Source organism: Margalitia sp. FSL K6-0131 (assembly GCF_038008735.1).
Lineage (GTDB): Bacteria > Bacillota > Bacilli > Bacillales > Bacillaceae_C > Margalitia > Margalitia shackletonii.
This window is the reverse complement of record NZ_JBBOZS010000001.1, coordinates 4,563,312-4,588,895: the sequence shown is the minus strand read 5'-3', so window position 1 is coordinate 4,588,895 and position 25,584 is coordinate 4,563,312. Positions and strand designations below refer to the sequence as shown.

Here is a 25,584-nt window from a genome sequence, read left to right as displayed (position 1 = left end):
TCTTACTAGGTGCCTTAATTACAATAATTGTATTAATGCTTATCTTCATTATCGTGATGGAAGTCTATCCTTTTTAGTAACATACCAACCAGAATGATTTACATATTAGCTCCTGCCTTCCCAATTCGACGGGAAATGCAATTATCCTTTATTTATAACCGAATTTTTCCACGAATGTTAAACAATAAGCCTTTTCAAAAAAGGCAGGATGCTATATAATATTTAATGCACATTAACATGGCTCCGTAGCTCAGCGGATAGAGCGTCGGTTTCCTAAACCGTGCGTCGGAGGTTCGAGTCCTCTCGGGGCCGTATCTGCAAAATCGATAAAGGCAAGGATTTCAGCGAATCTGAAATTCTTGCCTTTTTCTGTGAATTACAAATTGCAAACGTTATTCTACTAAACGGCATTTTGGGGGATGTCGTTCATTATTACAAGAATTATGAATAAGTTTATGAAGCAGTAATAAAAAATATCTGTATTAAACTAAACTCGGTGACAATAGTCCTATTCATTACTGGACTTGCCACCGAGAAAGCCTTTTAATAAATTTTAAGTCCAACTTTTGGGGGGCAGATCATATCAGGCTTTTTTATTTTTCTTTTTTTCTTGCATTTTGTCTACAAAATTAGCAATTAAACCGATTACAGCAAGGAACACCAATTGAGTCCTTTAATTTAACTAAATATGATGTGAAAAATGAGCCCAAGCCAAATGGAGATCAAAAGTATACAGTTGTAACGTCCGTGAATGCCTATGTTACAGCTGCTGATGCCAAAGCCGGTAAAAATATAAAAGGAACCGTTAAAGCTGGCACATATTTCGTGTTTAACAAATCAGACGGTATGATTAATGTTACAACGAAACCTGGTGCTCCCGGCAGTTGGATTAATCCTAATGAAAATAAAGCGGCTGCACCTGTCTATCACTCGGTAGTAAAAGGGGATACAGTCTCAGAGCTAGCGGTGAAATATGGTGCTTCCCAAGCCGATATCAAAAAATGGAATAATCTTAATGATGACTACTTAATTAAAATTGGGAAGAGAATCCGGGTTAAGTAGGACAGCTTACCGAAGTTACCAGGCAAGGATTTCGTTGATAAAAATTTTTGCTTTATTACATCTTAACTTTTTGATTGTCTGTAATAGCCGAAAAGGTAAATCAATTGAACTGTGAGGAAAGTTTTAGAAATAACTAGTAATTTTCACTAGTAGTATTATTGATAATTTCTTTGTTAGGTTCATTTCATCAACAGAAAAATCGGCCACTCTTTTATGACCGATCGATAAAAAGTTATTAAGTTTTAATAAACGTACGCAGCTCCGACAATAATTAAAAGAATGAAAAGAACAACGATTAAAGCAAAACCTGCTCCATATCCGTATCCACCTGCAGTTTCACTCATAATTATCACCTCCTTTAATGCAGTTAGAAGGTGCTATTTAATGATACATCATAACCAATGAAAGTGAGTGACTACATCTTTGTATGGATTGTATAAACATAGATTTCAAGCTTTTTTGGAAGATGGAATTGTATTATAAATATAAAAATTTAAAGGAAAATATTTAAACATTTTTATTCCCGGTTTAATATTTAGAGAATGTAAAAATACACCACATTTTTATGCATCAATTGTATGAATTAACAAATGAAACAATTAAAAGAAAAAGGGACCTCGACGAAATCCAAAGCGTGGACCAAAGCGCGGACCAAAACGTGGGCCAAATCGCGGACCAAAACGTGGGCCAAATCCGAAACCTCCAAATGGTGGCATAAATATTCCCCTCCTTTTTATTGAGCGATAATACAGGTTATGCAATTAAATTTGCTGGTGAGAGGGCAAGCATGGAAAAAATAAAAAATAAAATACGCATTTCGATAAAGAAAATCCTTTTTACGTGCAATGAAGTTGTACCATTTCCGTTATTAATTGCAAATTGAATAAACATTTTAAGGATGGGACAGTAACTAAGGTTTTCATTCGTAAATAAGCCGATTTCCCTAGCAAACTTTTGGGTTTGCGAACCCTCCTGTTAGAACATACAAATCCAATAGTATAAAATAAATGTAAAAGTAACGAGAAAGGAAGTATAAAATGGATAACATGTACGTTGCAACCCAGGAAATTCAATTTTCTTATGCTGACACAGATATGATGGGAGTTATTTATCATGCGAACTATATCAAATGGTTGGAATTAGGCAGAACAAAGCTGATAGAAGATATCGGGTATGATTATATGGACATGGAGAAAGCAGGTTATTATGCACCAGTTTATAATCTGGAAATTACATATGAAAAGCCCGTAAAACTTGGGGACAGAGTATTTGTGAAGACATGGGTGGATGTAAACCAAGGGCTACGCACTGTTTATGGATTTCAAATTGTAAATGGCGAAGGGGAAGTATGTGCGAAAGGTACGACCACTCATATCGTAGTAAAAAAAGAAAATGATAAATTCAAACCAGTACAATTTAAAAAAGCCTTCCCAGATTGGTTTCAGAAGTACGAAGAAATAAAACGCAAATAAAAGGTGACCCCAATGGCCACCTTTTATAATAGAATTAGAAATCAAAATTATCAGGATCAGGACCTACACGATGATTTTGATTTAAAGCATCAATTGCCTTCATATCTTCGTTGGATAACGTAAAATCAAATACATTTGCGTTCTCAATAATTCGGTGTTCCTTAGTAGATTTAGGGATAACGACGATACCGTTTTGTAAGTCCCATCTTAAAATGATTTGGGCAATAGATTTATTGTATTTTTCAGCGATTACCTTGAGCTCAGGCAGATCCAGCAATTGCCCTTGCATTAATGGAGACCACGCTTCTAACTGGATGTCATTTTCTAAGCAATAGGATAGAAGTTCTTTTTGAGTAAGGCGTGGATGTAATTCCACTTGGTTTACCATTGGCTTTATTTCCGCATCTTTGAGTAAGTTCTCAAGATGATGGATTTGAAAATTACTAACCCCAATGGCTTTCACCTTCCCAGCTTTATATAGAGTTTCTAAAGCTCTCCATGCCTCTTTATATTTTCCTTCAACTGGCCAATGAATAAGATATAAATCTAGATATTCTAAGCCGAGTTTATCCAAGCTTGTTTCAAACGCTTTTAATGTTGAATCATATCCTAAATCATCGTTCCACACTTTGGATGTGATAAATAAGTCATCTCTTGAAATGCCTGCTTCTTTGATTCCTTCTAATATACCTTTGCCAACACCTGTTTCATTTCCATAAATAGCCGCTGTGTCCACGCTGCGGTATCCATGTTTAATTGCGTTTTTAACTGCTTGAACTAGCTCTTGTCCTTCTTCTACTTTAAAAACCCCTAGTCCAAACCATGGCATTTTCACACCGTTATGCAAAGTAGTTGTATCTTGTAAATTTTTTATCATGATCTATTCCTCCAATTTATTAATTAGTTGTTACCTTTTCTTCATTTTTTTCAAGCTTGCGGCTCCAGCCTGTCAAAAAGACGGCTAATAATACCATGAATGCTCCGATCCATGTTGTATGAATTAAACCTAAAGAATTTGTAATAACACCCCCTAAATAGGATCCGATTGCTATTCCGGCATTAAAGGCAGCAATATTTAAAGCAGATGCGACGTCTACTGAACTAGGTACAAATCGTTCTGCTAGCATCACAACATACACTTGGAGACCAGGTACATTCATGAAGGCCATTAATCCCATGAAGAAAATGGTGATTAAACCAGCAATTTTAAATGGTGCTGTGAACATTAGAATAAATAAAACAATTGCTTGGATAATGAACATATAAAATAATGACTGTAATGGTTTTCGGTTCGATAGTTTTCCGCCAATAATATTACCAATAGCAATAGCAAGACCATATACAAGCAGAATAATAGCGACGGTACTCGTTTTAAAGCCAGTAATGTCATGAAGCAACGGAGATAAATAAGTGAAAACCACAAATGTACCTCCATACCCGAGGGCTGTGATAATAAATACCATTAATATCCGGCCATTTCTGATAAGATTTAGCTGACTGCGAAAAGTAGTACGGGCAGGTTTTTTTAAATCAGACGGAACAAGAATACTGTTTGCAATGAAGGCGATTATACCAACAATTACAATTAATATAAATGCGAATCTCCATCCCAATTGCTGACCAATAAAAGTACCAAAGGGAACACCCGTAACAGTAGCCACAGTAAGCCCGGAAAACATGATGGATATCGCACTGGCTCTTCGATTTTCCGGAACGATATCGGCTGCAATAGTAGAGCCAATTGACATAAATACTCCATGTGAGAATGCAGAAATCACACGAGCTGCCAGTAGTATTCCAATACTAGTAGCACTGGCCGCAATACTGTTGCCAAGGATAAAAATAATCATTATCCAAAGTAAAAGGGACTTTCGTGACATTGCCGATGTTAAGGATGTTAAAATCGGTGCCCCGAACGTTACACCTAAAGCATATAAGGAAACCGTTAATCCCGCTGTTGTAACGGAAATTTTCAAATCATTCGCGATCAACGGCAATAATCCAACACTAATAAATTCAGTTGTACCGATAGCAAATGCACTTACAGCTAACGCTAGTAAGGCAAACGTACTTCGATTTTTATTTGCTGTCATTTGTATCCTCCTTAATAAATGTATATATAGAATGGTGTAATTGAAAAAATATATGAGTGAACTTCCCGTCGACAAATGCTATTATGGGATATATAAAACGTATTGAAAAGTACGTACTTTAAAGTGCTATAGGTACCTGAAGGTTTTATAGGTACTTTTTAGTTCCTATAGAGTAGGAGGAGCAATCATGCCAAAAAAGAAGTACAACATCGGAGTAGAAGCAACACTGGAAGTGATTGGGGGAAAATGGAAATGTGTTATTTTATGTCATTTAACACATGGAAAAAAACGGACTAGCGAATTAAAACGCCTTATGCCGCAGATTACCCAAAAGATGCTTACACAGCAATTAAGAGAACTGGAAGCGGATGGGGTTATTAAACGAATTATCTATAATCAAGTTCCGCCAAAAGTTGAATATGAATTGAGTGAGTATGGTTGGAGTTTAAAAGGTATTTTAGATTCTTTATGTGCATGGGGAGAATTTCATTTAGATAAAGTATACGGAGACAAATCTGAGGTATTAGAAGAAAGTATTTTAAATGAAAAATAAGGGTATTTTTCGAATACCCTTAATATCTTTTATACATTCCAACGGATTTTGGCTGTGTATAATCAAAACCAAACTTTTTATATAGTTGATCTGCAGGCAAATCTGCAATTAAACTTACATATGAATCTGCAGGTGCATTTTTATCCAAGTAATTTGTCAGCTCTGTCATAATCGTTTTTCCTAGTCCTTGTCCTTGATAGGCGGGATCAACTGCAATATCAACAATATGATAGAAGTTGCCACCATCTCCAATAATTCTTCCCATCCCGATTAATTTTTCTCCAAATCGAAGAGTTACAGCAAGAGTGGAGTTTTTCAGGCCTGTTTTGGAAGCATTGAGATCTTTAGAGCTTAATCCTGCTTTGACCCGCAGTTCATTATATTCCTCCGGTGCAGGTGCTTCATAAAATATTTTATAATCTATCATGATTTATCCCCTTTTTTTTATTTCATTTTAACTCATAAAAAAATTTCCGGCTATAAAAGCCGGAAAAAGGATTAGGGTATTTAAATAAGGGGGTTACTTGATAATGGAGGGGACCATAATCAAGTAGGAAAATTACTAGCTTGTCCTATTAACAATTACATCATAATCTCTCAAACCTAAAAATTAATGAAAAATAAATTAGAATTAGATGAGAAACAAAATTGTCACAATTGAATCAAAAAATGCACCAAAAACGGTGCTGAAGTTAGAATATTCCCGGTCCTGGTGGAGGTGGCGGAGGGTTATTCCGCTGGTCAAAAGGATTTTTTTCAATATCTTTATTGATCTGTTTTGTCGTATTTGAAGTTACTCTAAAGAAAATGATGGGTAGGATAATGACAAATGCAAGAACAATATAAATCCACATATTAGTCACCACCTTTAAAGAGTGTATATTATCATTAGATGCCAATATTAAAGAAAGATGACAAAAATGGATAAGGTTTATTACCGCTAATTGAAAATGGACGTTTAATCGTGCTTTTTTATGAGGTCAGAGCGGGAATCCGGTAGAAGGAGAATCGTGCCTGAACACAATGCCGGACTGGGAAAACGGTAACGATCAACGGTTGAATGTGCCCGAAGAGGAGAATAAAACGGAAAAATGGTAACAATGAACGGCTGAATATTCCCATGGAAGGTGCTAAAGCATGAAACAGGTAACAATAGATGATGAATAATTGTGCCACAATCAAATTCAGAACGCAAAAGCGGTAACAAAGCACGGAAATTCCCCACTCGTTACCCCTTACTAAACCAAAGAAAAGCAATCCTATTCCCTTTATATAACACTTTTAGTATAAGTAATAGTACTACGTTCAATCATGCCATTTTTCTTAAATTGGTCAATATGTGTCATCCAATAAATCCCGGTAAATAAACCTCCTAAAATAAATAGGATGGATATAAGAAAAAATATGATTTGCTTTTTTTTATTTTTCATATAAGTCTCCCTCCGCACAAATGCAATCTTTTAATAATATATGCCATAATAGTGGGTGGAAGCAACAACAATGATATAGAAGCAAAAAGGAGACAGGTGCAATGTATTCAATTCAAGAACTAATGGACGAAGGTTTAAAAATATACGAATTAAGAGATGGAGATTCATACATAAAAGTTGTACCGGAACGCGGTGGAATAATCACAGAATTCGGGATCAGCGGCACCGAAATTCTTTATTTAAATAGGGAAACTCTGTTAGATAGAGAAGCAAACATTAGAGGAGGAATTCCAATTTTATTCCCCATAAGCGGACAATTGCAAAAAGGTGAATACGAACTTCAAGGAAATACCTATAAAATGAAAAATCATGGTTTTGCGAGAAATATGCCTTGGGAAGTAGTAAAGACTTCTACAGAAGGGGAGTTATCGATTACTTTAAGATTAGAAAGTAATGAAGAAACAAGAAAATCTTATCCATTTGATTTTGAGGTTGTTTTTAAATATATCTTAAAAGAGAATACTCTTTATATAGAACAGGATTATAAAAATTTATCCGAATTAGAAATGCCATTTTATGCCGGATTCCATCCATATTTTAAAACGTCGAAAAAGGTATTAACCATAGAATCTGACGCCAAAACATATCTTGATTATAATGACAATCAAGAGAAAATATTTAAAGGGATCATCGACTTATCTGATAAAAAAGAATCGTTGATGTTACTGGACACTGTGAAAAACGAAGTCCAATTTAAACTTGAGGAAACAAATAAACTAGTTTCATTAGAATATGGCAAGGAATTTAACTATATTGTCTGTTGGACAGAACATGGGAAGGAATTTGTTTGTGTTGAACCATGGATGGCAAAAACATATGAAATGAATCAAAAAGAAGAATTGGTGTATTTAAAACCAAATGAGTCGTTAACGACCTTTTTTCAAATCAAGGTGGAATAAGACAAGGTGTCTCCTTGTCTTTAATTTTTTTCATCGCATAGCCTCAATAGATAGTTTCATCTAAGTGTCGAATTCTCTCTTTTTTTGCTGAAAAATGATTGATATAAGTAACCGAAAAATGATATGTTTAAAAGGTAAAAACAACGATAATAGCAAACCTTTTGAAAAATGGGGACGCAAAGCCACGGGTCTAAGGTTCGGAAGAATGATGATCGCCGGGTTACCGAAAGTTTATTGATAATAATATGAAAAAGATTTTGAAATCTTGTCTTATTAAGTATTCCTATTATGATTTCGGAATTCCTCCTTTATGCGGTCTACTCCCCACTGTCTGCTCGTCTTGTCCTGGATTTTTGTGAAGAAAACCACAAAGTCAAATTGTCTGACCAAGACATTTTTTCCATTTGTTTCTCTATCTTAGAGAAAATTGTTTAAAGAAAGAAGGATTTTATTAAAGATGGCAATAGACGTAAACCAGAAGTCAGATAGATATAGCTATAATCAAATAAAAGAGCATTTATATTCATATATTTTTCCGGCAAATAGTTTGACCTTTTTAGTAAACCAGAAGCTGGAAGTTGAGATGTCAGGGGATCAAATTGTCGATTATATTCTTACTAATTTACCGAGGAGACAAATTCTTGAACTTTTAGAGATGCTCGAAATTATTAAAAATCGCAATTCGAGTCCCATAAGTTATCTACAATATATTTTATATGGAATCGATCAATACAAAGAGCGAAAATAATATAATTGGTATACAGCCTTGTAAAAGTTATAGACCCTCTTGTTATTTCAAATACTTATAGACGATAACTTTCTCCGTTCCTGAAGTTGATATTGGTCTTATAAGTTATTTAATCTAAAAGGCAGTTCATTGTGAAAATCTTTATCCATTTACTGAACTCGTGATGATCATACTGCTTCTGCCATAACGCTGAAAAAAATGAAAGGAAGAATTTAGCTCTTATTTATAGCTAAGTTCTCCATAACCAACCATTGCTTTTCCATCTGGAGGAGCTTTTTTCATCTTGAACCTCATTCGTTCATTATATTAGTGGACTGGATCCCCCCATAACTAACTTAATAATCCATTTTTTCTCTGATAACATAAAATACACGAGTTCTTTTCAATCCTAATATGTGATTCGATTCGGGGCACTCTACTTAAAAAGATTAGGATGTTTTTCAAGTTTTCTTCTCAAAGGTACTATAGTATATGTAAAGAGCCTTTGATAAAATATAGGTGGCTAACTTAAATGACCAAAGAGGAATCGTTAATGATCAGAATCGTAAGTTACCATGAAAGAAAACCGTGTTAGGAATTCAATGCAATAAGTTATTGTAGCTTTCTATAAAAGCTATAAAACATATACTAATACATTTATTAAAATAAAAAAGGAAATTTGATGCTAGACTAAAAAGTGGACACAGATTGTTATAATAAATATATCAATTATAATGAGGTGTGTCCGTATGGCAAAAGGTAATGGTAAACGATACGAAGAGTCTTTTAAAATTGAAACTGTAAAGTATATTAGCGAAAACCATAAATCTGTAGCTCAAGTGGCGAGAGAAGTTGGTGTAAACGAAAATACATTACATGGTTGGATGAAAAAGTATGGTCAACAACCGGAAATCAAGGCTGTACAATCTTTCTCCTCGGAAGGTGCTGCTTTAAAAGCTCTTCAGAAAGAAATGCGCGATTTAAAGGAGGAAAATGAAATCTTAAAAAAGGCGATGCACTACTTCGCGAAAAGCCCTCGGTAAAATATGAATTTATTCATAAGAATCGCTCCCAATTCCGAGTGGAGAAGATGTGCAAAGTCCTGGGAGTATCCAAGAGTGGTTACTTCAAATGGTTAAACCGACCAAAAAGTAACCGGCAGAAAAAGCACGAGAAATTAGCACAAAAAATTCTGAAGACCCATTTAGAATTTAAACAACGTTACGGCAGCGTGAAAATTACTAAAACCCTTAATAAACGTGGCATGAAGGTAAGTGAGCGTACGGTTTCCCGTATTATGACGAAGAACCAATGGAAGTCTTGTACAGTCAAGAAATACAAGGCTACGACCAATTCAAAACATAAACATCCAGTAAGTGAAAACGTCCTAGATCGACAGTTTAAAGCAAGCAAACCAAACCAATTTTGGGTAACGGATATCACTTATATACCGACCAATGAGGGCTGGTTGTATTTGGCGACCGTAATGGACTTATATTCTCGTAAAATAGTAGGTTGGGCTATGGGCAAAACTATGACAAAGGAATTGGTTATCTCTGCATTAAAAATGGCTTACAAGCGTCAAAAGCCGGGAAAAGGCGTCATTCATCACTCAGACAGAGGTGTTCAATATGCTTCCTCTGAGTATCAGAAACTATTAAAAAAGTATCATATGATTGGTAGTATGAGCCGTAAAGGAAACTGTTATGACAATGCTTGCATTGAATCGTTTCACGGTATTCTTAAACGTGAGTTAGTTTATCAAACCAAGTATAGAACAAGAGAAGAAGCGAAGAAATCATTATTTGAATACATCGAGTTCTTCTACAATTCTAAGCGGATTCATTCAACATTGGGCTACTGTACACCAAATGAATTTGAGCGAATGTATAGTAATTCTGCAGCTTGATTTTACCTTCATCAAAAAGTTTAAATCGCACTTTATTTAAACTTTTTGATGAAGGCCACCAAGCGAAAGCGCGGTAGAAAAATCTGTGTCTATTTTCTTGACGTAGTATCAATTGTTTAATAAGGAGTGTACGGATTTTTAGTACAAGGAGGATATATAATATTGAAAGTTTCGAAAGGTTTTATTGAATCGGAAATAAGTAAGGCCATAACACAATGGGAAAAGGACTATCTTGGAAGAGGCTCTTTATCTGTTAAAACAGATATATTAAGGGATATGATCATTGTCAATTTACAAGGAATTTTAACTCCAGCAGAATATACTGTTTGTGAAACCAAAGATGGAATGTTGACTATAAAAAAAACACGATCTGAGTTAGTTGAATCTGGGATAGAGAATCTTAAGGAAATTATATTGACGATTACTGGGGAGGAAGTAAAGGGATTCCATACCGATATAAGCTCTCGTACTGGAGAACGACTGATGGTTTTCAAATTATTTAATGATCTTGAGAAAAAGATAAACAGCAATAATGGGCAGGATTAAGTCTAAATTGTTGACAAATGTGTGCAGTATGGAATATCCTAAAGTTAACTAAATATGGCGTTTTTAATCTTAATTATAACTTGAGCATTCATTTCAATATTTATATATTGACTGGATGAAAAAGTTTTTATTGTGACGTAAAAATCGGTACAGTCTATAATCTGATTGATAAGATGGAGATATACTGTTTTTTCATTCGAACGCATACATGTTGATAATAATTGGTAGCATTTCAAAAAACTTTATGGTTAGTTGAATTGAAACCGACAATTTACAAAATTCCAATGATTTTAATCATCGTTGGAATTTTGAAGTTGTCGGTTTTTTTATTTAAATGCGAGAAATGAATTTACAGATTAGTCATTGTCTAGCTTCTGCGTTTTTCTTTATAAGTATTATCTGGAATATATATCAACCTTTTTAAAAGGAATTATATAAGTAAGCGCCATTTAGATGGAGGACCGTTATATGTTATTTTCCCTTAGTTTGTCATCATTATTAAATATATTTTATTGTGTACTGGTGATTTCCGGTCTAAGTGGTCTGTTGTTTTTATATCCACGGATACCATTGCGTTACGTTAATATCCATATTGGAATTGTGTCTTTACCCCCATTGGTTGCTTTATTTGCTCTTATTAATACGAAGGCAAAAGGAATTTTTGGTCCTTGGCACCTAGACTCTATAGCGTGGTTATTGGCATTCTTTGTTCTTTTTCTTGGATTAATCATTCAACGTTTTTCCGTACGTTACTTAATGGGGGATCACTCTTATCGGAAATATTTTATTCTTTTTACATTCACTACCGGCGCAGCCTCGCTTGCATGGTTAAGTGATGATTTACGCTTAATGGCCATTTGTTGGGGAGTTACTCTTATTGGACTTATCTCACTTATACGGTTGAACCGTGGATGGAAAGTGGCTCATGAAGCAGCAACCATATCTGGTCGTTTATTTGCATTAAGTTGGATTGCTATTGTATTTGCAATTATTTGGCTTTCCCATGTTACAGGACAATGGCAGCTATCGTCAGCTTTAAAGGACGGGAGTTTAGCCCACCTTGATTCTTGGGAGAAAACAGGGATTAATCTGTTGCTCATACTAGGGGTAATGATTCCAGCAGCACAATGGCCGTTCCAACGGTGGTTGTTAGAGTCTGTTGTTGCTCCGACTCCTGTTTCGGCGATTATGCACGCTGGTTTAGTAAATGCAGGTGGTATTGTTCTAACTAGATTTTCACCGATATTTAATGGTGATATAGCGCAAATAATCTTACTAATTCTGGCAAGTATTTCGGTATTGATTGGAACTGGAATCAGTTTAGTCCAGGTGGACTATAAACGACAGTTAGTAGGATCAACCATTGCACAAATGGGATTTATGCTGATTCAGTGCGCATTAGGTGCCTATTCAGCAGCTATTTTTCACCTTGTATTTCATGGTTTGTTCAAAGCTACGCTATTTTTACAGGCAGGTTCGTTAGTGCCGCGTTTGGAAAAATCAACACATGGTCGGAAAAACATATCCTATTCATGGACCGTGGTTGGGTATATTTTAGCTATCCTTGTTGGTGCTTCTTTTTGGCTTAAGGACATGGGAAATGGATATCAATTGATAAGTGCGCTAATTATAGGGTGGTCTTTATCTGTTTCCTGGAAACAATTAGTAGCTTTTGGAGAGGGAAGCATTGATCGAATTGCTGGATTGTTATTTTTGGGTGGATTTACTATTTTGTACCTTATCATTCATAACTACCTCTATGGTTGGTTGCCTGTAAATGTTTATCATGGAAATCAACTTTCCATGGCTATACTTATCTTTATCATCTGTTTCTTGTTTGTTTGCAGTATTATAGGCAGGTGGGTTGTTCAGCATCGCTCTTCTGTTTACTTCACAGTAATTTATCTTTGGTTGGTACGTTTAGGTGAGGCACAACCAAAAGCAGTGGAAAGTCATCCAAACTACCTTAAGTTTTTATCTCAGGGAGGTAATAAATGATGAGTGTAACATCTGTCATAAATAAAGATGATGTAAAACAGAAAGACGATAATATAAATTTTCAAGAAAGTGACATTCGCGTTTTAGTTGAATCAGCCAGTCGAGTTATTGCACCACTTTGGCCGATTTCTACGTTTGCAGCACGCAGTCCATGGATGGGACTCGAAAAACTTTCTTTTGAACAGGTAGCACGGTGGCTAAAGAATACACGGGATGTTGATATATATCCTAGTGCTTCTATGATCCAATCTGCGAAAAGGAAAGGTGAGATTGATGAGGCTTTTGTAGAAATGGCACTGCAGCGTTGGCTAGATTCTCATTCTTTTCACATATCTCGGGAGGCAGCAGAACGATTTTGTCGTGCTGCATTAACATTAGATAAGTTACCCTCTGAGCTTCTCTCATCATCTGAGCTGAAAAAATTGGATGCGGACCTAAAGGAATGGAATACAGAGAGTTCCGAAAAGGCCTTTTTGCAACCATTAAGTATGAATGTAAAACAACAGAGTGGGGAAAAACTGGCAGATATTCTTGATTATTACATGATCAAATGGTGTAAGTTATACCTTGATGAATCCCAGGCAACTTGGACAATGCCGAATCGTGAGGATGGGTTCTATCCAGCATGGCGACAGCTTATTCCATATGATCCTGCCATCAGTAAAAGTCTGCGCAAAAGTCTGATGGATTGGCCCAAAGATGCAAATACTGCTTTAGAAGTAGCGCTGTCCGCGCTAGAAATCCCAAAACAAGAGATTCAACATTATCTTGAAGGTCATTTACTTTCGTTACCTGGCTGGGCAGGAATGCTAATGTGGCGTTCACAACAATCAAGTCAGGAACATGCACTCTTAATAGAATATTTAGCTATCCGAATCTCAATGGAGTGGGCTCTCCTACAACCTTATGTACCTTTGTCCAATCAACAATCAAAGAAAAAGGTTTCGAATGTTTCCCTTATAGCATCTTGGATTCACTGGGGACAGCTTTCTATAGATGAATGGTCACAGATGTCTTTAAAGGATCAGGACGAATATTTAACATTTGCCTATCAGTTTGATGATATGGTTCGTAGGAAAATATGGCTTGAGGCATGGGAACAAACATACAAAGATCAATTAAGTGAGAAGATCCTCTCAACCCATGCTAATCATAAAAAAACTGCATTAGCTCAGCTCGCATTCTGTATAGATGTTCGTTCAGAACGTTTTCGTCGCCATCTTGAAAAAGAAGGTCCGTTTGAAACAATTGGAATTGCTGGCTTTTTTGGGTTACCGATCGCAACTAGTGAACTTGGCAGTAAACATAGCCATCCTTCCCTGCCGGTCATATCTAAGCCGGAACATGCCATAAAAGAGTTGCAAGATGCAAATGAACTCAATCGATACCAACAACGTAAGAATGCGGTAAATTCATTAGGTCATACATTCAAAACAATGAAGCATCATTTACTTGCAAACTTGATTTTACCCGAGGTAAGTGGACCCTTGCTTAGTTTGCAAATGGTAACACGAAGTTTTGTTCCACGAACAGCAGATCGATTTATACGGAACCTCCGTGAAAATTGGGTACGGAAACCCGAAACAAAACTCTCTATTAACCATGTTCATGAAAAAGAAGCGGGGTTACCTGTTGGATTTACGGAAGAAGAAAAGGTAAAATATGCACGTCATGCTCTGAAACTGATGGGATTAACAAACAACCTTTCACCATTAGTTGTTTTTTGCGGGCACGGTAGTCAAAGTATCAATAATCCGTATGCATCCTCTCTTGATTGTGGTGCCTGTGGTGGCGCATCAAGCGGATTCAATGCAAGGGTATTGGCAGAGTTATGCAACCTTCCGGAAGTCCGAGCAGCTCTTTTAGAAGAAGGAATGGAAATCCCTGAAGATACGGTTTTCGTAGCAGCTGAGCATAACACGGCGGTGGAGGAATTGCATTGGATTTATGTACCGGAACTTACAACATCCGCTCAAGTTGCGTTTGATCGATTGGAAGCTATTTTAACGAAAGTAAGCGACAATGCAAATGCGGAACGTTTAACACAATTACCTAATTTCCATTCAAAACATAAAAATCCAACAGATGAGGCACATCGATTTGCTCAGGATTGGAGTGAGATACGTCCGGAATGGGGATTAGCTCGTAATGCCGCTTTAATTATCGGAAAACGTGAACTTACTCAGAACGCTGAATTAGAAGGCAGAGCCTTCCTTCATAATTATGATTGGAAGGAAGATGAAAATGGTGATCTGTTAGCTGGTATTATTGCCGGGGCTGGTACAGTTGCTCAATGGATTAATCTGCAATATTACGCTTCTACCGTAGCTCCTCACTATTACGGCAGTGGAAATAAAACAACCCAAACAATTACAGCTGGTCTCGGCGTCATGCAAGGGAATGCAAGCGATTTGTTAGCCGGATTACCTTGGCAATCCGTCATGCAATCAGATAATGAGTATTTTCATTCTCCGCTTCGTTTGCTGATCGTTATTCAAGCACCTACGGAATATATAAAACGGTTATTAAATAATAACACCGCATTTCAAGAAAAAGTTCAAAATGGATGGGTTAGACTTGCCAGTGTTGATCCAAAAGGTCTGTGGGAAAATTGGTAAAGACTAATTAACTTAGATAACTCAAAAACACCCTGATAATGGTATTGGGGTGTTTTTATTTTGCCAATTATTCAAGATTGCTCTTTTGAGAAAATCATGCTAAAGTTAATTCTGAGTTATTTTATAGGAAATGAGGGAATTGAGATGGGTAGAGAGTTCAATGAGCTTTTTGATGAATGGTCCCATTCTTATGATGAAACTGTTACCGGACATGACCCTGAATATGAAGAAGTTTTTATAGATTATGACAAGATACTTTCAACTGTAGCCGAAAAATCCACAGGTACCGTACTTGAATTTGGAGTAGGTACTGGGAATTTAACAGCAAGGTTAAATAATAAAGGATTAAATGTTTTTGGAATTGAACCATCTGAAGGGATGAGGGCAATTGCAAAACAAAAATTAAAAAACATTACTATTTTAGATGGGGATTTCTTAGAGTTTCCGCAAATAGATGCTAAAATCGATACCATTGTCAGCACCTATGCGTTCCATCATTTAACAGATGAAGAAAAAGATAAGGCAATTCGAAAATATAGTAATTTATTAAATGAAGGCGGCCGCATTCTTTTTGCGGATACCGTTTTCCCGACAGAGGAAGCCAAACAAGAAAAAATCCGGGAATCTTTAAAAAGGAATTTTCATAGACTTGCAGAAGATTTACAGCGGGAATATTATACAACCATTCCTGTTTTGCAACATATATTTGATAAATACGGATTTGAAGTTTCATTTACACGATTAAATCCATTTGTTTGGTTAATGGATGCCAAAAAAGAGAGGAGAAATGATTCATGACAACACAAAAGAAAATGAATGTAGAAAGCTTTAATTTAGATCATACAAAGGTAAAAGCACCATTTGTACGTTTGGCTGGAGTGAAAGAAGGTGTGAACGGTGATGTTATTCATAAATATGACATCCGTTTCTGCCAACCAAATAAAGAACATATGGAAATGCCTGCATTACATTCCTTAGAGCATATGATGGCAGAATTTAGCCGCAATCATACAGATAAAATTGTGGATATCAGCCCTATGGGGTGCCAAACAGGCTTTTATTTATCCGTAATCAATCATGATGATTACGAAGCAGTTCTGGAAATACTTGAAAAAACGTTAAATGATGTTCTAACAGCAACTGAAGTACCTGCATGTAATGAAGTACAGTGCGGATGGGCTGCTAGCCATAGCTTAGAAGGTGCACAAGAGATTGCTAGAAAAATGCTGTCTAAGAGAAACGAATGGAAAGAAATCTTTGCATAAAAAAGAGGTTTTAAAGATGAAATACGCGCGAAATGTGCATGAATTAATAGGCAATACACCATTGGTGGAGATTACAAACTTTACATTGCCAGAGGGTGTACGTTTATTTGCGAAACTTGAATATTTTAATCCTGGTGGTAGTGTAAAGGATCGTTTAGGACAGTATTTGTTGAAAATAGCCTTTGCGGAAGGAAAGCTGAAAAAAGGCGGAACCATTATTGAGCCGACAGCCGGAAACACGGGAATTGGTCTAGCACTTGCGGCTATTCAATTTGGTGTTCAAGCTATATTTGTGGTACCGGAAAAATTCAGCCTTGAGAAACAAACATTAATGAGGGCGCTTGGGGCAAAAGTCGTAAATACTCCAACTGAACTGGGGATGGAAGGTGCGATTGCCAAAGCGAAGGAATTATTAGAAACGATTCCGGGTGCGTTTTATCCAGGTCAGTTCCAAAACTATGCTAATCCGGATACGTATTATGCAAGTCTTGGACCTGAAATTTATGAAGCACTTGATGGGAATGTTCATATTTTTGTTGTTGGAGCTGGCTCCGGTGGGACATTTATGGGGACCTCTAGATATTTGAAAGAAAAACTCCCAAATGTGAAGACGGTTATAGTAGAGCCTGAAGGGTCGATTTTAAATGGCGGCGAGTCGGGATCGCATCGAACAGAGGGAATTGGGATGGAATTTCTGCCGCCTTTTATGGACCGGAATTATTTTGATGCAATCCATACCATTCCGGATGAAGCGGCATTCACTCGTTTGGCTGAATTGGCAAAACTAGAGGGTCTTTTAGTAGGCAGCTCTTCGGGAGCAGCGATGGAAGCGTGTCTTCGTGAGGCAGCAATAGCAAAACCTGGAACAAATATAGTAACCATTTTTCCGGATAGCAGCGAACGTTACATTAGTAGCAAAATATATGAAGGCTGATTTCGTATAAATTGTTGTTTTTCGTAAATGTTATAAAATCTTAAACTTATCTCCGGGGCAACTTTTCTTAAAAAGAGTATTCATTCTTAACCCAAATAAGGATTTCTATAAGGTTTTCGTTTACAAAAGCAACATAGTTTAAGAAAGAAGCCTTAGAAAGTAGGAATGAACATGAGGAAAAAAACGAAATTTATTCATGGTGGAATTAGTCGTGATCCTTATACTGGCGCTGTTTCCACACCAATTTATCAAGTAAGTACGTATAAACAAGATGGTGTTGGTAATTTTAAATATGAATATTCAAGAACGGGAAACCCTACGCGTGAATCATTGGAAAAGCTAATTGCAGATATTGAAGGCGGTAAGCGGGGATTTGCATTTGGTTCAGGTATGGCAGCCATCACGGCAGTTATCCAATTATTTTCTGCAGGGGACCATATTATTGCGACGGATGATGTGTACGGCGGAACATTCCGTGTTATGACCAAGGTTCTAAACCGCTTTAATCTCGAAGTAACATTCGTTGACACCAGCGATTTAGACACAGTGAAAAATGCGGTAAAACCAAATACAAAAGCGATTTATGTAGAAACCCCAACAAATCCGCTTTTAAAAATTACCGATATTCAGGCTGTAAGTGAAATCGCCAAAGAAAATAACCTTAAACTGATTGTTGACAATACCTTCAGTACTCCGTATTGGCAAAATCCGCTTGAACTTGGAGCAGATATTGTCCTTCACAGTGCAACAAAATATCTTGGCGGTCATAGCGATGTAGTAGCAGGTCTTGTAGTTGTGAATGATGACAAGTTAGCCGAAGATGTTCATTTTATTCAAAATTCAACAGGTGGTATTTTAGGTCCGCAAGATAGCTGGCTATTAATTCGTGGAATTAAGACATTAGGCGTTCGTATGGAAGAGATTGAAGAAAATACGAAAAAGGTTGTTAATTTTCTTCAAGATAATAAACATGTTCAAAAAGTTTATTATCCCGGCTTAGCTAATCATCCGGGCCACGATATCCACAGCAAACAAGCAGATGGTTTTGGAGGGATGATCTCCTTTACAGTGGAATCAGAAGCAAAAGCACTGGATGTATTGAAGAAGGTAAAATACTTTACACTTGCAGAAAGCTTAGGTGCAGTGGAGAGCTTAATTTCTATTCCAGCTTTAATGACACATGCCTCCATTCCAAAAGAACGCCGTCATGAGCTAGGAATAGAGGATGGACTTATCCGCATTTCCGTTGGGATAGAGGATATTGAGGATCTTCTTGAAGATCTTGAGAATGCATTACAAGATGAATAATAAAATTTCTAGTTGACGGACTGTAAAGAATTTAATATTCTATATTATGTTCAATTAAATACCCGAACATGACGGGAGAGGTTCATAGCACAAAACCCTCTATAAAAAACTATGGATACATGACAATTATAGCCATGTCCATAATGGGCATGGCTTTTCTTTTATCCATTTTAATATGTTTGCTATGGAAAATTCCCTCTCTAAAATGTCAAGGTACATCTTAAGGAGGCTTTTTTTATGTCAGGAAGAAAACAGGAAGAAGGGTTAAAGGATTTAACCTTGTTAGGGAATCAAGGTACCAAGTACAAATTTGAGTATTCTCCCGAAATTTTAGAATCCGTAGATAATTTACATTCGAATCGGGATTATTTTGTAAAGTTTAACTGTCCGGAGTTCACATCACTATGTCCCATTACAAGCCAGCCAGACTATGCAACCATGTATATCAGCTACATACCAGATAAAAAGATTGTCGAGAGTAAATCTCTGAAGCTTTATCTATTTAGTTTTAGAAATCATGGAGATTTCCACGAGGATTGTGTGAACATTATTATGAATGATCTTATTAAACTTTTAGATCCGCGTTATATTGAGGTATGGGGGAAATTTACGCCTCGTGGCGGTATTTCTATTGATCCTTATTGCAATTATGGTAGACCGGGAACGAAGTATGAGGAAATGGCCAATTTCCGCTTAATGAATCATGATTTATATCCAGAGAAAGTGGATAACCGATAAGATGTTATTATATTTAAATGGATTATTTGTCGGTTTATTAATTCTGGCAAATATTGTAGCGGTGAAGCTGTTTAGCATTGGCCACCTGGCAGTTTTACCTGCAGCAGTTGTCATCTATATTTTTACCTATCCGATTGTGGATGTCATCGTTGAGGTGTATGGAAAGGAAACAGGGAGAAAAACGGTTCAAGCTGGCCTAATCACACAAGTACTTGCTTTAATCTTTATTTTTATTGCAATCCAATTGCCGGCTGCCCCGGTTTTCGGACATCAATCAGAGTTTAAAACCATTTTAGGCGGGAGCTTCAGAGTGATTGTAGCAAGCCTAGCATCGTATGCAGTCAGTCAAAACTTAGATGTTTTTGTTTTTAACAAATTGAAGAAAAAGCATGGTACGAAGAAGCTATGGCTAAGGAACAATGCTTCAACTATGTTAAGTCAGCTAGTGGATACAACTATTTTTATAGCGATTGCATTCATGGGAACAATGCCATTAGCTGTACTCGTAACACTTATTTTTACACAATATGTATTTAAATTCCTTGCTTCCATTGTGGCAACACCAATTGTTTATTTATTGGTGAGTGTGACTCGGAAGCAAGAATCAAAAAATAATGCTCAAGGAAGCTCTGCAGTATCTTAAGTATGGGGATTTCCCTAAATGAACAATCTTAAGCGGACAGAGAATCCGTTATTTTAATAAAATGACCTTAATTTAAGAGTCTAGCGGACACAGGGTACGTTATTTATGAAAAAACACATGGAAATCACTGTTTTTATGCTAAATAACGGATCCTATGTCCGCAAACATTAGAAATACCCCCTTTTTGTCACAGATAACGGATCTGGTGTCCGTACTAAACCACCCAAATATTTCATTATGAATATTTTCTCTTCACAGCGAATACCCATGTATTGATACAATTATACAAGATGGGGAGGGACTTCATATGCAATACTATCAAGGCTACCCATACTATCCTTATCCTCCTGCAATGAGACAGCAACAACCTGTAGGTGGTGAGGATCTTAAGTTTAAACAAACAGGAGTCTATCCACAAAGGCAAATTCTCTCTTTTAATCCTCCAATTGAAGAAAATCCAAATGCAGAATATCCAAAGATTAGTGTTAACGCTGTGGTGGGACCAAATTCGTATATATTCGGAGATGTCCGAGTTGAAGATGATTGTTTTATTGGCTGGAACAATTTGATTCGTGCTGATTCTTCAACGCCTTACTTTATTGGTAAAAAAACAAATATTCAAGATTTTGTCGTTATACATTGTCATCCAAACCAGCACGTAGATGTGAAAGGGAAAAAATATGGTGTGTATATTGGGGATGAGGTGAGTATTTTGCATCATGCCCAGCCGCATGGTCCACTGTATATAGGGAGAAATACCTTCATCGGGGAAGGGGTATCCATTTACGGTGCGACGATTGGAAAGAACTGCGTGATTATGCATGGGGCAACGGTAACAAATGATGTCAAAATATCAGATGGACGTTTCATAGAACCAGGTAAAGCAGTATGGAAACAGGAACAAGCAGACGCATTGCCACCTGTGCCGGAAAAATTTAAAGGACTAAATCAGGAGATTGTTGACCATTATTATCGATTGGGCAAATCGTATCGAAAAAATACACCATTTTTTATATAGACTGCCTAGCCATTAGGCAGAATTTTTTTTGGAAGAAGGGAAAAAATGTGTCCCTTGTACTACCGAGGTAAATTTAGAGGTAATGGTTAAAAATTTTAAAAATAATATGAAACCAAAGTTCTAGATGCCCCGTAAATATTAGTAGGAAAATAGAGAAAGGAGAAAGACATAAAAATGATGTAAAAGTTCAATCTGAAGGAATGATGAGAATGACGATATTCGGAACACCAATCGAGACCATTTACTTAGTTTTATTAATTGTATCAGGTGTCTTAACCATTCTTTATATTTTTTTCGGTGACGTGCTGCATGGTTTAGGAGAAGGGCTAAACTTTTTACACCCGACTTTAGTGCTATCATTCATCACATTTTTTTCCGCAAGCGGATATATATTAGAGCTTGCAACTTCTATTTCAAGTGCACTTATAATTGCCATATCTGCCATTATCGCACTCGTCTTGGACACATTACTAAACATGTTTGTGCTCATTCCACTATCCTCAGCGGAAGAATCCCTTGCTTACACGGAGGATTCTTTAAAAGGGAGAATCGGAAAGACGATTATTTCCATCCCTGAAGATGGATTTGGCGAAGTTGTGATTGAAAGCAAAAGTGGAACGATTGCCAAACCAGCCGCCAGCGTAAAAAATGCTCCAATAGAAGAAGGCACTCAGGTCCTGGTGATTGAAGTGAAAAATGGTGTACTATATGTAGTTTCATATGAAAATAATCAATTGCATTATGAAGAATAAGAGATAGGGGGAGAAGGTATGTTTGAATCAGGTATGATCGGAATTTGGATTGTTATTGCCATTGTTGTATTCTTATTAATTGCTTTAATTGGTGTATTTATTTCCAAGTATCGCACAGCGAGTCCAGATGAGGCATTAATTGTTACAGGAAGCTATCTTGGCGGAAAAAATGTCCATGTGGATGAAGCAGGAAATAAAATTAAAATTATTCGCGGCGGCGGTACTTTCGTGCTACCCGTTTTCCAACAGTCACAGCCACTAAGCCTATTATCCAGTAAATTAGAGGTTACTACACCTGAAGTGTATACAGAACAAGGTGTGCCGGTCATGGCTGATGGAACAGCGATTATTAAAATTGGCGGCTCCATTGGGGAAATTGCTACTGCAGCAGAACAATTTTTAGGAAAAACAAAACAGGATCGCGAAAACGAAGCGAAGGAAGTACTGGAGGGACATCTCCGTTCCATCCTTGGATCGATGACTGTAGAAGAAATTTATAAAAATAGAGATAAATTCTCTCAAGAGGTTCAACGAGTTGCTTCCCAGGATTTAGCGAAAATGGGGTTAGTAATTGTATCCTTTACCATTAAAGAAGTAAGAGATAAAAATGGATACTTGGAATCTCTAGGTAAACCGCGAATTGCCCAAGTAAAGAGGGATGCAGATATTGCAACAGCCGAAGCGGAAAAAGAAACAAGAATTAAGCGTGCAGAAGCTGCAAAAGACGCACAAAAAGCGGAATTAGAAAGATCGACGGAAATTGCAGAAGCAGAAAAAATGAATCAATTAAAAATTGCAGAGTTCCGCCGTGAACAGGATATTGCAAGAGCGCGTGCAGACCAAGCATATGATTTGGAAACAGCACGTTCCAAACAAGAAGTAACGGAACAGGAAATGCAAATTAAAATCATTGAACGTCAAAAGCAAATTGAACTTGAGGAGAAAGAAATCTTACGTCGTGAGCGTCAATATGATTCGGAAGTGAAGAAAAAAGCGGATGCAGACCGCTATGCTGTTGAGCAGGCTGCAGTGGCTGATAAGGCACGACAAATGGCAGAAGCAGATGCGAACAAATATCGAATTGAATCCATGGCAAAGGCGGAAGCAGAAAAAGTCCGTATCGATGGTTTGGCACATGCAGAAGCCCAAAGAGCACAAGGGGAAACGGAAGCCGAAATCATTCGTTTAAAGGGTCTTGCCGAAGCGGAAGCAAAGAGAAAGATCGCAGAAGCTTTCGAACAATTTGGTCAGGCAGCTGTTATGGACATGATTTTAAAAATGCTTCCTGAATATGCAAAACAAGTTGCTAGCCCGCTTAGCAATATTGATAAGATTACTGTTGTGGATACTGGAGGCGGCAGCGGTGAAGGCGGAGCCAATAAAGTAACTGGCTATGCCACAAGCTTAATGTCAAGCCTGCAAGAATCGCTGAAAGCATCTTCAGGTATCGATGTGAAAGAGCTGCTAGAAAACTTATCCGGAAAATATAATGTTCGTGGAAGTATTGAACATTTGACAGACACCATTTCAGATTCGAATAAAGGAAAAGCAGTAGAACAATAAGTAAAAAGGGAGCGCTTGTGCTGCTCCCTTTTGTCATGCCTGTTGCTCGTATATTTTTAGATACATCCAAAAATAATATCGAAACTCATCAAATAACAAGCGATCATAGCCTTGGAAATCAAAGGTATCAAAGAAGTTTTCCAATGTATACTGGTCAACATGATCCAACAGACCGGAAATTTCGATAGCTGTTTTCATGTTTTTGTAATAACGCTGATATCCATACACATCAAAAGTATCCTCAATTTCATGACTTAACATGTGGTTCACCTGACTTAAGATTATATAGATATCAGTTTTCTCTAACGTACGAAAAATAATTCATTCATATCAAAGAAATCTAGATAACGCTCAGTCAACAGCCCGGAACTGCAGGGGAATGGCCCGAAAATGACATCGAATAGTTCCAAATAGTGCTAAACACCTACAAACTTATCTGCTAACACTAAAAAAAGAGCTATCATTAGCTCTTTTTTTAATGTCCATTATTTCGCCATAGGCTGCAAACGATTAATAAATTTCAATGATTTTCCGGTACCAATTACAACAGATTCCAACGGATTTGATGCTAAATGTACCGGTACAATGATACTTTTAGACAGCCAATCCTGCATACCATTTAGAAGTGCGCCGCCACCTGTTAATATAACCCCACGGTCCACAATATCCCCACTCAATTCTGCGGGGCAATTTTCTAGTGTCGCACGAATGGATTCTAAAATTTTCAATAAAGATTCTCGCATGGAGTTTTGAATTTCTGTTGATTTTAATGTAACTGTTTTTGGTAATCCGGATACTAGGTCACGTCCGCGAACTTCCATGGAAATTTCATCGTGATCAACTAACGCGTACCCAATTTCCATTTTAATTTGTTCTGCGGTGCGCTCCCCAATTAAGAGATTATAAGTTTTTCTAACATGTTGAATAATATCCTCGTCCATTTTATCGCCGCCGACGCGAATCGTGTTGCTTGTTACAACCCCGCCATAGGAAATGATAGCAACCTCGGTTGTTCCGCCGCCAATGTCCACAATTACATTCGCTACAGGCTCATCTACCGGCAAGTCTGCCCCAATGGCTGCTGCAACAGGCTCTTCAATTAAATGAACATTCTTGGCACCGCTATTTTTTACTGCATCCTGGATTGCTCTTCTTTCTACGGAAGTTGCACCTGAAGGAGTACATACAATTACGTTTGGCTTTCTGACAGACATTCCAAGCTGTTTTCCGATTTTTTTCATAATATGTCTAAGCATCTCTGTAGTGATGTCGAAATCAGCAATTACCCCATCCTTTAAAGGTCGGATAGCTGCAATTTTTTCAGGTGTCTTTCCGATCATACTTTTAGCCTCTAGTCCAACGGCCACGATTTTTTTCGTTTCCGTATTAATGGCAACGACAGATGGCTCATTTAAAATAACACCTTTACTTTTACTAAAAACAAGGGTATTTGCAGTACCTAAATCAATTCCAATATCAGCGTTTGAGAACATAACCTAATATCACCTTTTCCTTTTAAAAATATAATGTGCATGATTGCTTTCTAGTTAACTATAAAATTTAGACCCGTGGATAACCCTTTAAAAATATTGTCTACGTTTAGTGCAACAGCTTCGGTTAGCCGATTTCTACGGGCATCAGGTGAAAATGGAAGTGCCAATTTCACTAGCTTGTGAGCTACCTCAGTACGGTTTCCGTTGGTCCTGCCTGCTACTTCGAAGCTGAGGAGCTTACGCATTTGTTTTAAAGTCATTGTAGAACAGTGACGAAAGTCTTCGATTTTTGTCATTACATATAATTCTTAGATTAGTATAGATGATTTATGAGGGTAATGCGGCATACAATTTATGCCATGAAATAAATATTACAAATATGAATATGGTGAAAAGAGTTCTTCAGCGCCGTAACCAAAAAGGATTGGGCTATAAGAGAGGATCTCTTTGAGCTTTTGCGTGTCATCTAATCTTAAATGTTTTGTAAAAATGTAATAGGGTAT

Annotated in this window: 25 protein-coding genes, 1 tRNA gene and 2 riboswitches; of the genes, 19 read left to right on the top strand and 7 right to left on the bottom strand. The window is 37.0% G+C overall.

Annotated features, from left to right (window positions below):
- The first annotated feature begins 239 nt into the window (after positions 1-239).
- Positions 240-312, top strand: a tRNA-Arg gene (locus NSQ59_RS22495).
- A 381-nt stretch (positions 313-693) separates the two neighbouring features.
- Positions 694-1,062 (top strand): LysM peptidoglycan-binding domain-containing protein, encoded by a 369-nt coding sequence (locus NSQ59_RS22490; RefSeq protein WP_340832808.1) that lies wholly within the window; start codon positions 694-696, stop codon positions 1,060-1,062.
- A 242-nt stretch (positions 1,063-1,304) separates the two neighbouring features.
- On the opposite strand, the gene NSQ59_RS22485 is transcribed toward NSQ59_RS22490, so the two are convergent.
- Entirely contained in the window at positions 1,305-1,406 is a 102-nt protein-coding gene (locus NSQ59_RS22485) for a YjcZ family sporulation protein (protein WP_126647621.1), read from the bottom strand.
- 702 nt (positions 1,407-2,108) lie between these two features.
- Here NSQ59_RS22485 and NSQ59_RS22480 point away from each other — a divergent pair.
- Positions 2,109-2,534: an acyl-CoA thioesterase gene (locus tag NSQ59_RS22480; protein WP_055742511.1), complete on the top strand. Its 426-nt coding sequence runs from the start codon at positions 2,109-2,111 to the stop codon at positions 2,532-2,534.
- Between the two features lie 34 nt (positions 2,535-2,568).
- Here the strand turns inward: NSQ59_RS22480 and NSQ59_RS22475 are convergent, their stop codons facing one another.
- Both NSQ59_RS22475 and NSQ59_RS22470 read right to left on the bottom strand, forming a co-directional pair.
- Positions 2,569-3,411, bottom strand: a complete 843-nt coding sequence (locus NSQ59_RS22475) for an aldo/keto reductase (protein ID WP_340832807.1) — start codon at positions 3,409-3,411, stop codon at positions 2,569-2,571.
- Positions 3,412-3,430: 19 nt separating this feature from the next.
- Positions 3,431-4,627 (bottom strand): MFS transporter, encoded by a 1,197-nt coding sequence (locus NSQ59_RS22470; protein ID WP_340832806.1) that lies wholly within the window; start codon positions 4,625-4,627, stop codon positions 3,431-3,433.
- 187 nt (positions 4,628-4,814) lie between these two features.
- Between NSQ59_RS22470 and NSQ59_RS22465 the strand changes: the two genes are divergently transcribed.
- Positions 4,815-5,180 carry a winged helix-turn-helix transcriptional regulator gene (locus NSQ59_RS22465; RefSeq protein WP_055742259.1) on the top strand — a complete coding sequence of 122 codons (366 nt, stop codon included), beginning with the start codon at positions 4,815-4,817 and terminating at the stop codon, positions 5,178-5,180.
- 19 nt (positions 5,181-5,199) lie between these two features.
- Here the strand turns inward: NSQ59_RS22465 and NSQ59_RS22460 are convergent, their stop codons facing one another.
- Together NSQ59_RS22460 and NSQ59_RS22455 are read right to left on the bottom strand one after the other, a co-directional pair.
- A complete protein-coding gene (locus tag NSQ59_RS22460; protein WP_340832805.1) occupies positions 5,200-5,607 on the bottom strand; it encodes a GNAT family N-acetyltransferase in 408 nt (135 codons plus the stop codon).
- 841 nt (positions 5,608-6,448) lie between these two features.
- A complete protein-coding gene (locus NSQ59_RS22455; RefSeq protein ID WP_161809314.1) occupies positions 6,449-6,610 on the bottom strand; it encodes a hypothetical protein in 162 nt (53 codons plus the stop codon).
- A 101-nt stretch (positions 6,611-6,711) separates the two neighbouring features.
- On the opposite strand from NSQ59_RS22455, the gene NSQ59_RS22450 reads away from it, so the two are divergent.
- The 15 genes from NSQ59_RS22450 (at position 6,712) to NSQ59_RS22380 (ending at position 23,588) form a co-directional block, all read left to right on the top strand.
- On the top strand, positions 6,712-7,569 hold the full coding sequence (locus NSQ59_RS22450) for an aldose epimerase family protein (protein ID WP_340832804.1): 858 nt from the start codon (positions 6,712-6,714) through the stop codon (positions 7,567-7,569).
- 141 nt (positions 7,570-7,710) lie between these two features.
- Positions 7,711-7,797, top strand: a riboswitch (cyclic di-GMP riboswitch).
- Between the two features lie 229 nt (positions 7,798-8,026).
- On the top strand, positions 8,027-8,317 hold the full coding sequence (locus tag NSQ59_RS22445) for a hypothetical protein (RefSeq protein ID WP_055742256.1): 291 nt from the start codon (positions 8,027-8,029) through the stop codon (positions 8,315-8,317).
- A 728-nt stretch (positions 8,318-9,045) separates the two neighbouring features.
- Positions 9,046-10,205, top strand: a protein-coding gene (locus NSQ59_RS22440; protein ID WP_268888313.1) for an IS3 family transposase whose coding sequence is annotated in 2 segments (ribosomal slippage) — positions 9,046-9,307 and positions 9,307-10,205 — 1,161 coding nt in all. Because the reading frame shifts where the segments join, the coding sequence is not laid out codon by codon here.
- A gap of 162 nt (positions 10,206-10,367) precedes the next feature.
- A complete protein-coding gene (locus NSQ59_RS22435; protein ID WP_055742255.1) occupies positions 10,368-10,751 on the top strand; it encodes a DUF2294 domain-containing protein in 384 nt (127 codons plus the stop codon).
- Positions 10,752-11,219: 468 nt separating this feature from the next.
- A complete protein-coding gene (locus NSQ59_RS22430) occupies positions 11,220-12,749 on the top strand; it encodes an NADH dehydrogenase subunit 5 (RefSeq protein ID WP_340832803.1) in 1,530 nt (509 codons plus the stop codon).
- A complete protein-coding gene (locus NSQ59_RS22425; protein ID WP_340832802.1) occupies positions 12,749-15,367 on the top strand; it encodes a DUF2309 domain-containing protein in 2,619 nt (872 codons plus the stop codon). The genes NSQ59_RS22430 and NSQ59_RS22425 overlap by 1 nt, the downstream gene beginning before the upstream one ends.
- A gap of 144 nt (positions 15,368-15,511) precedes the next feature.
- Positions 15,512-16,165 carry a class I SAM-dependent DNA methyltransferase gene (locus NSQ59_RS22420; protein WP_055742509.1) on the top strand — a complete coding sequence of 218 codons (654 nt, stop codon included), beginning with the start codon at positions 15,512-15,514 and terminating at the stop codon, positions 16,163-16,165.
- Entirely contained in the window at positions 16,162-16,632 is a 471-nt protein-coding gene (locus NSQ59_RS22415) for an S-ribosylhomocysteine lyase (protein WP_055742253.1), read from the top strand. The genes NSQ59_RS22420 and NSQ59_RS22415 overlap by 4 nt, the downstream gene beginning before the upstream one ends.
- A 16-nt stretch (positions 16,633-16,648) precedes the next feature.
- Positions 16,649-17,566, top strand: a complete 918-nt coding sequence (locus NSQ59_RS22410; protein ID WP_340832801.1) for a PLP-dependent cysteine synthase family protein — start codon at positions 16,649-16,651, stop codon at positions 17,564-17,566.
- Positions 17,567-17,737: 171 nt separating this feature from the next.
- On the top strand, positions 17,738-18,874 hold the full coding sequence (locus NSQ59_RS22405) for a bifunctional cystathionine gamma-lyase/homocysteine desulfhydrase (RefSeq protein WP_340832800.1): 1,137 nt from the start codon (positions 17,738-17,740) through the stop codon (positions 18,872-18,874).
- A 71-nt stretch (positions 18,875-18,945) separates the two neighbouring features.
- Positions 18,946-18,993, top strand: a riboswitch (PreQ1 riboswitch).
- A gap of 118 nt (positions 18,994-19,111) precedes the next feature.
- Entirely contained in the window at positions 19,112-19,612 is a 501-nt protein-coding gene (gene queF / locus NSQ59_RS22400; RefSeq protein WP_055742250.1) for a preQ(1) synthase, read from the top strand.
- A gap of 1 nt (position 19,613) precedes the next feature.
- Entirely contained in the window at positions 19,614-20,255 is a 642-nt protein-coding gene (locus tag NSQ59_RS22395) for a queuosine precursor transporter (protein ID WP_126647629.1), read from the top strand.
- A gap of 307 nt (positions 20,256-20,562) precedes the next feature.
- Positions 20,563-21,273 carry a DapH/DapD/GlmU-related protein gene (locus tag NSQ59_RS22390; RefSeq protein ID WP_055742248.1) on the top strand — a complete coding sequence of 237 codons (711 nt, stop codon included), beginning with the start codon at positions 20,563-20,565 and terminating at the stop codon, positions 21,271-21,273.
- A gap of 209 nt (positions 21,274-21,482) precedes the next feature.
- On the top strand, positions 21,483-22,025 hold the full coding sequence (locus NSQ59_RS22385; RefSeq protein WP_055742247.1) for a hypothetical protein: 543 nt from the start codon (positions 21,483-21,485) through the stop codon (positions 22,023-22,025).
- 18 nt (positions 22,026-22,043) lie between these two features.
- Positions 22,044-23,588, top strand: a complete 1,545-nt coding sequence (locus NSQ59_RS22380) for a flotillin family protein (RefSeq protein ID WP_055742246.1) — start codon at positions 22,044-22,046, stop codon at positions 23,586-23,588.
- Positions 23,589-23,621: 33 nt separating this feature from the next.
- Here the strand turns inward: NSQ59_RS22380 and NSQ59_RS22375 are convergent, their stop codons facing one another.
- Both NSQ59_RS22375 and mreBH read right to left on the bottom strand, forming a co-directional pair.
- Complete coding sequence (locus NSQ59_RS22375) at positions 23,622-23,849, bottom strand: hypothetical protein (RefSeq protein WP_126647630.1); 228 nt, start codon at positions 23,847-23,849, stop codon at positions 23,622-23,624.
- 224 nt (positions 23,850-24,073) lie between these two features.
- Positions 24,074-25,081, bottom strand: coding sequence for a rod-share determining protein MreBH (gene mreBH, locus NSQ59_RS22370; RefSeq protein WP_055742244.1), 1,008 nt, complete (start codon positions 25,079-25,081; stop codon positions 24,074-24,076).
- Between the last annotated feature and the right edge of the window lie 503 nt (positions 25,082-25,584).

Bases quoted from the DNA above. Each gene is read 5' to 3' on its own strand.
- NSQ59_RS22485 (WP_126647621.1), bottom strand. From the start codon at position 1,406: ATGAGTGAAACTGCAGGTGGATACGGATATGGAGCAGGTTTTGCTTTA.
- NSQ59_RS22480 (WP_055742511.1), top strand. From the start codon at position 2,109: ATGTACGTTGCAACCCAGGAAATTCAATTTTCTTATGCTGACACAGAT.
- NSQ59_RS22475 (WP_340832807.1), bottom strand. From the start codon at position 3,411: ATGATAAAAAATTTACAAGATACAACTACTTTGCATAACGGTGTGAAA.
- NSQ59_RS22470 (WP_340832806.1), bottom strand. From the start codon at position 4,627: ATGACAGCAAATAAAAATCGAAGTACGTTTGCCTTACTAGCGTTAGCT.
- NSQ59_RS22465 (WP_055742259.1), top strand. From the start codon at position 4,815: ATGCCAAAAAAGAAGTACAACATCGGAGTAGAAGCAACACTGGAAGTG.
- NSQ59_RS22460 (WP_340832805.1), bottom strand. From the start codon at position 5,607: ATGATAGATTATAAAATATTTTATGAAGCACCTGCACCGGAGGAATAT.
- NSQ59_RS22455 (WP_161809314.1), bottom strand. From the start codon at position 6,610: ATGAAAAATAAAAAAAAGCAAATCATATTTTTTCTTATATCCATCCTA.
- NSQ59_RS22450 (WP_340832804.1), top strand. From the start codon at position 6,712: ATGTATTCAATTCAAGAACTAATGGACGAAGGTTTAAAAATATACGAA.
- NSQ59_RS22445 (WP_055742256.1), top strand. From the start codon at position 8,027: ATGGCAATAGACGTAAACCAGAAGTCAGATAGATATAGCTATAATCAA.
- NSQ59_RS22430 (WP_340832803.1), top strand. From the start codon at position 11,220: ATGTTATTTTCCCTTAGTTTGTCATCATTATTAAATATATTTTATTGT.
- NSQ59_RS22425 (WP_340832802.1), top strand. From the start codon at position 12,749: ATGAGTGTAACATCTGTCATAAATAAAGATGATGTAAAACAGAAAGAC.
- NSQ59_RS22420 (WP_055742509.1), top strand. From the start codon at position 15,512: ATGGGTAGAGAGTTCAATGAGCTTTTTGATGAATGGTCCCATTCTTAT.
- NSQ59_RS22415 (WP_055742253.1), top strand. From the start codon at position 16,162: ATGACAACACAAAAGAAAATGAATGTAGAAAGCTTTAATTTAGATCAT.
- NSQ59_RS22410 (WP_340832801.1), top strand. From the start codon at position 16,649: ATGAAATACGCGCGAAATGTGCATGAATTAATAGGCAATACACCATTG.
- NSQ59_RS22405 (WP_340832800.1), top strand. From the start codon at position 17,738: ATGAGGAAAAAAACGAAATTTATTCATGGTGGAATTAGTCGTGATCCT.
- queF (WP_055742250.1), top strand. From the start codon at position 19,112: ATGTCAGGAAGAAAACAGGAAGAAGGGTTAAAGGATTTAACCTTGTTA.
- NSQ59_RS22395 (WP_126647629.1), top strand. From the start codon at position 19,614: ATGTTATTATATTTAAATGGATTATTTGTCGGTTTATTAATTCTGGCA.
- NSQ59_RS22390 (WP_055742248.1), top strand. From the start codon at position 20,563: ATGCAATACTATCAAGGCTACCCATACTATCCTTATCCTCCTGCAATG.
- NSQ59_RS22385 (WP_055742247.1), top strand. From the start codon at position 21,483: ATGACGATATTCGGAACACCAATCGAGACCATTTACTTAGTTTTATTA.
- NSQ59_RS22380 (WP_055742246.1), top strand. From the start codon at position 22,044: ATGTTTGAATCAGGTATGATCGGAATTTGGATTGTTATTGCCATTGTT.
- NSQ59_RS22375 (WP_126647630.1), bottom strand. From the start codon at position 23,849: ATGTTAAGTCATGAAATTGAGGATACTTTTGATGTGTATGGATATCAG.
- mreBH (WP_055742244.1), bottom strand. From the start codon at position 25,081: ATGTTCTCAAACGCTGATATTGGAATTGATTTAGGTACTGCAAATACC.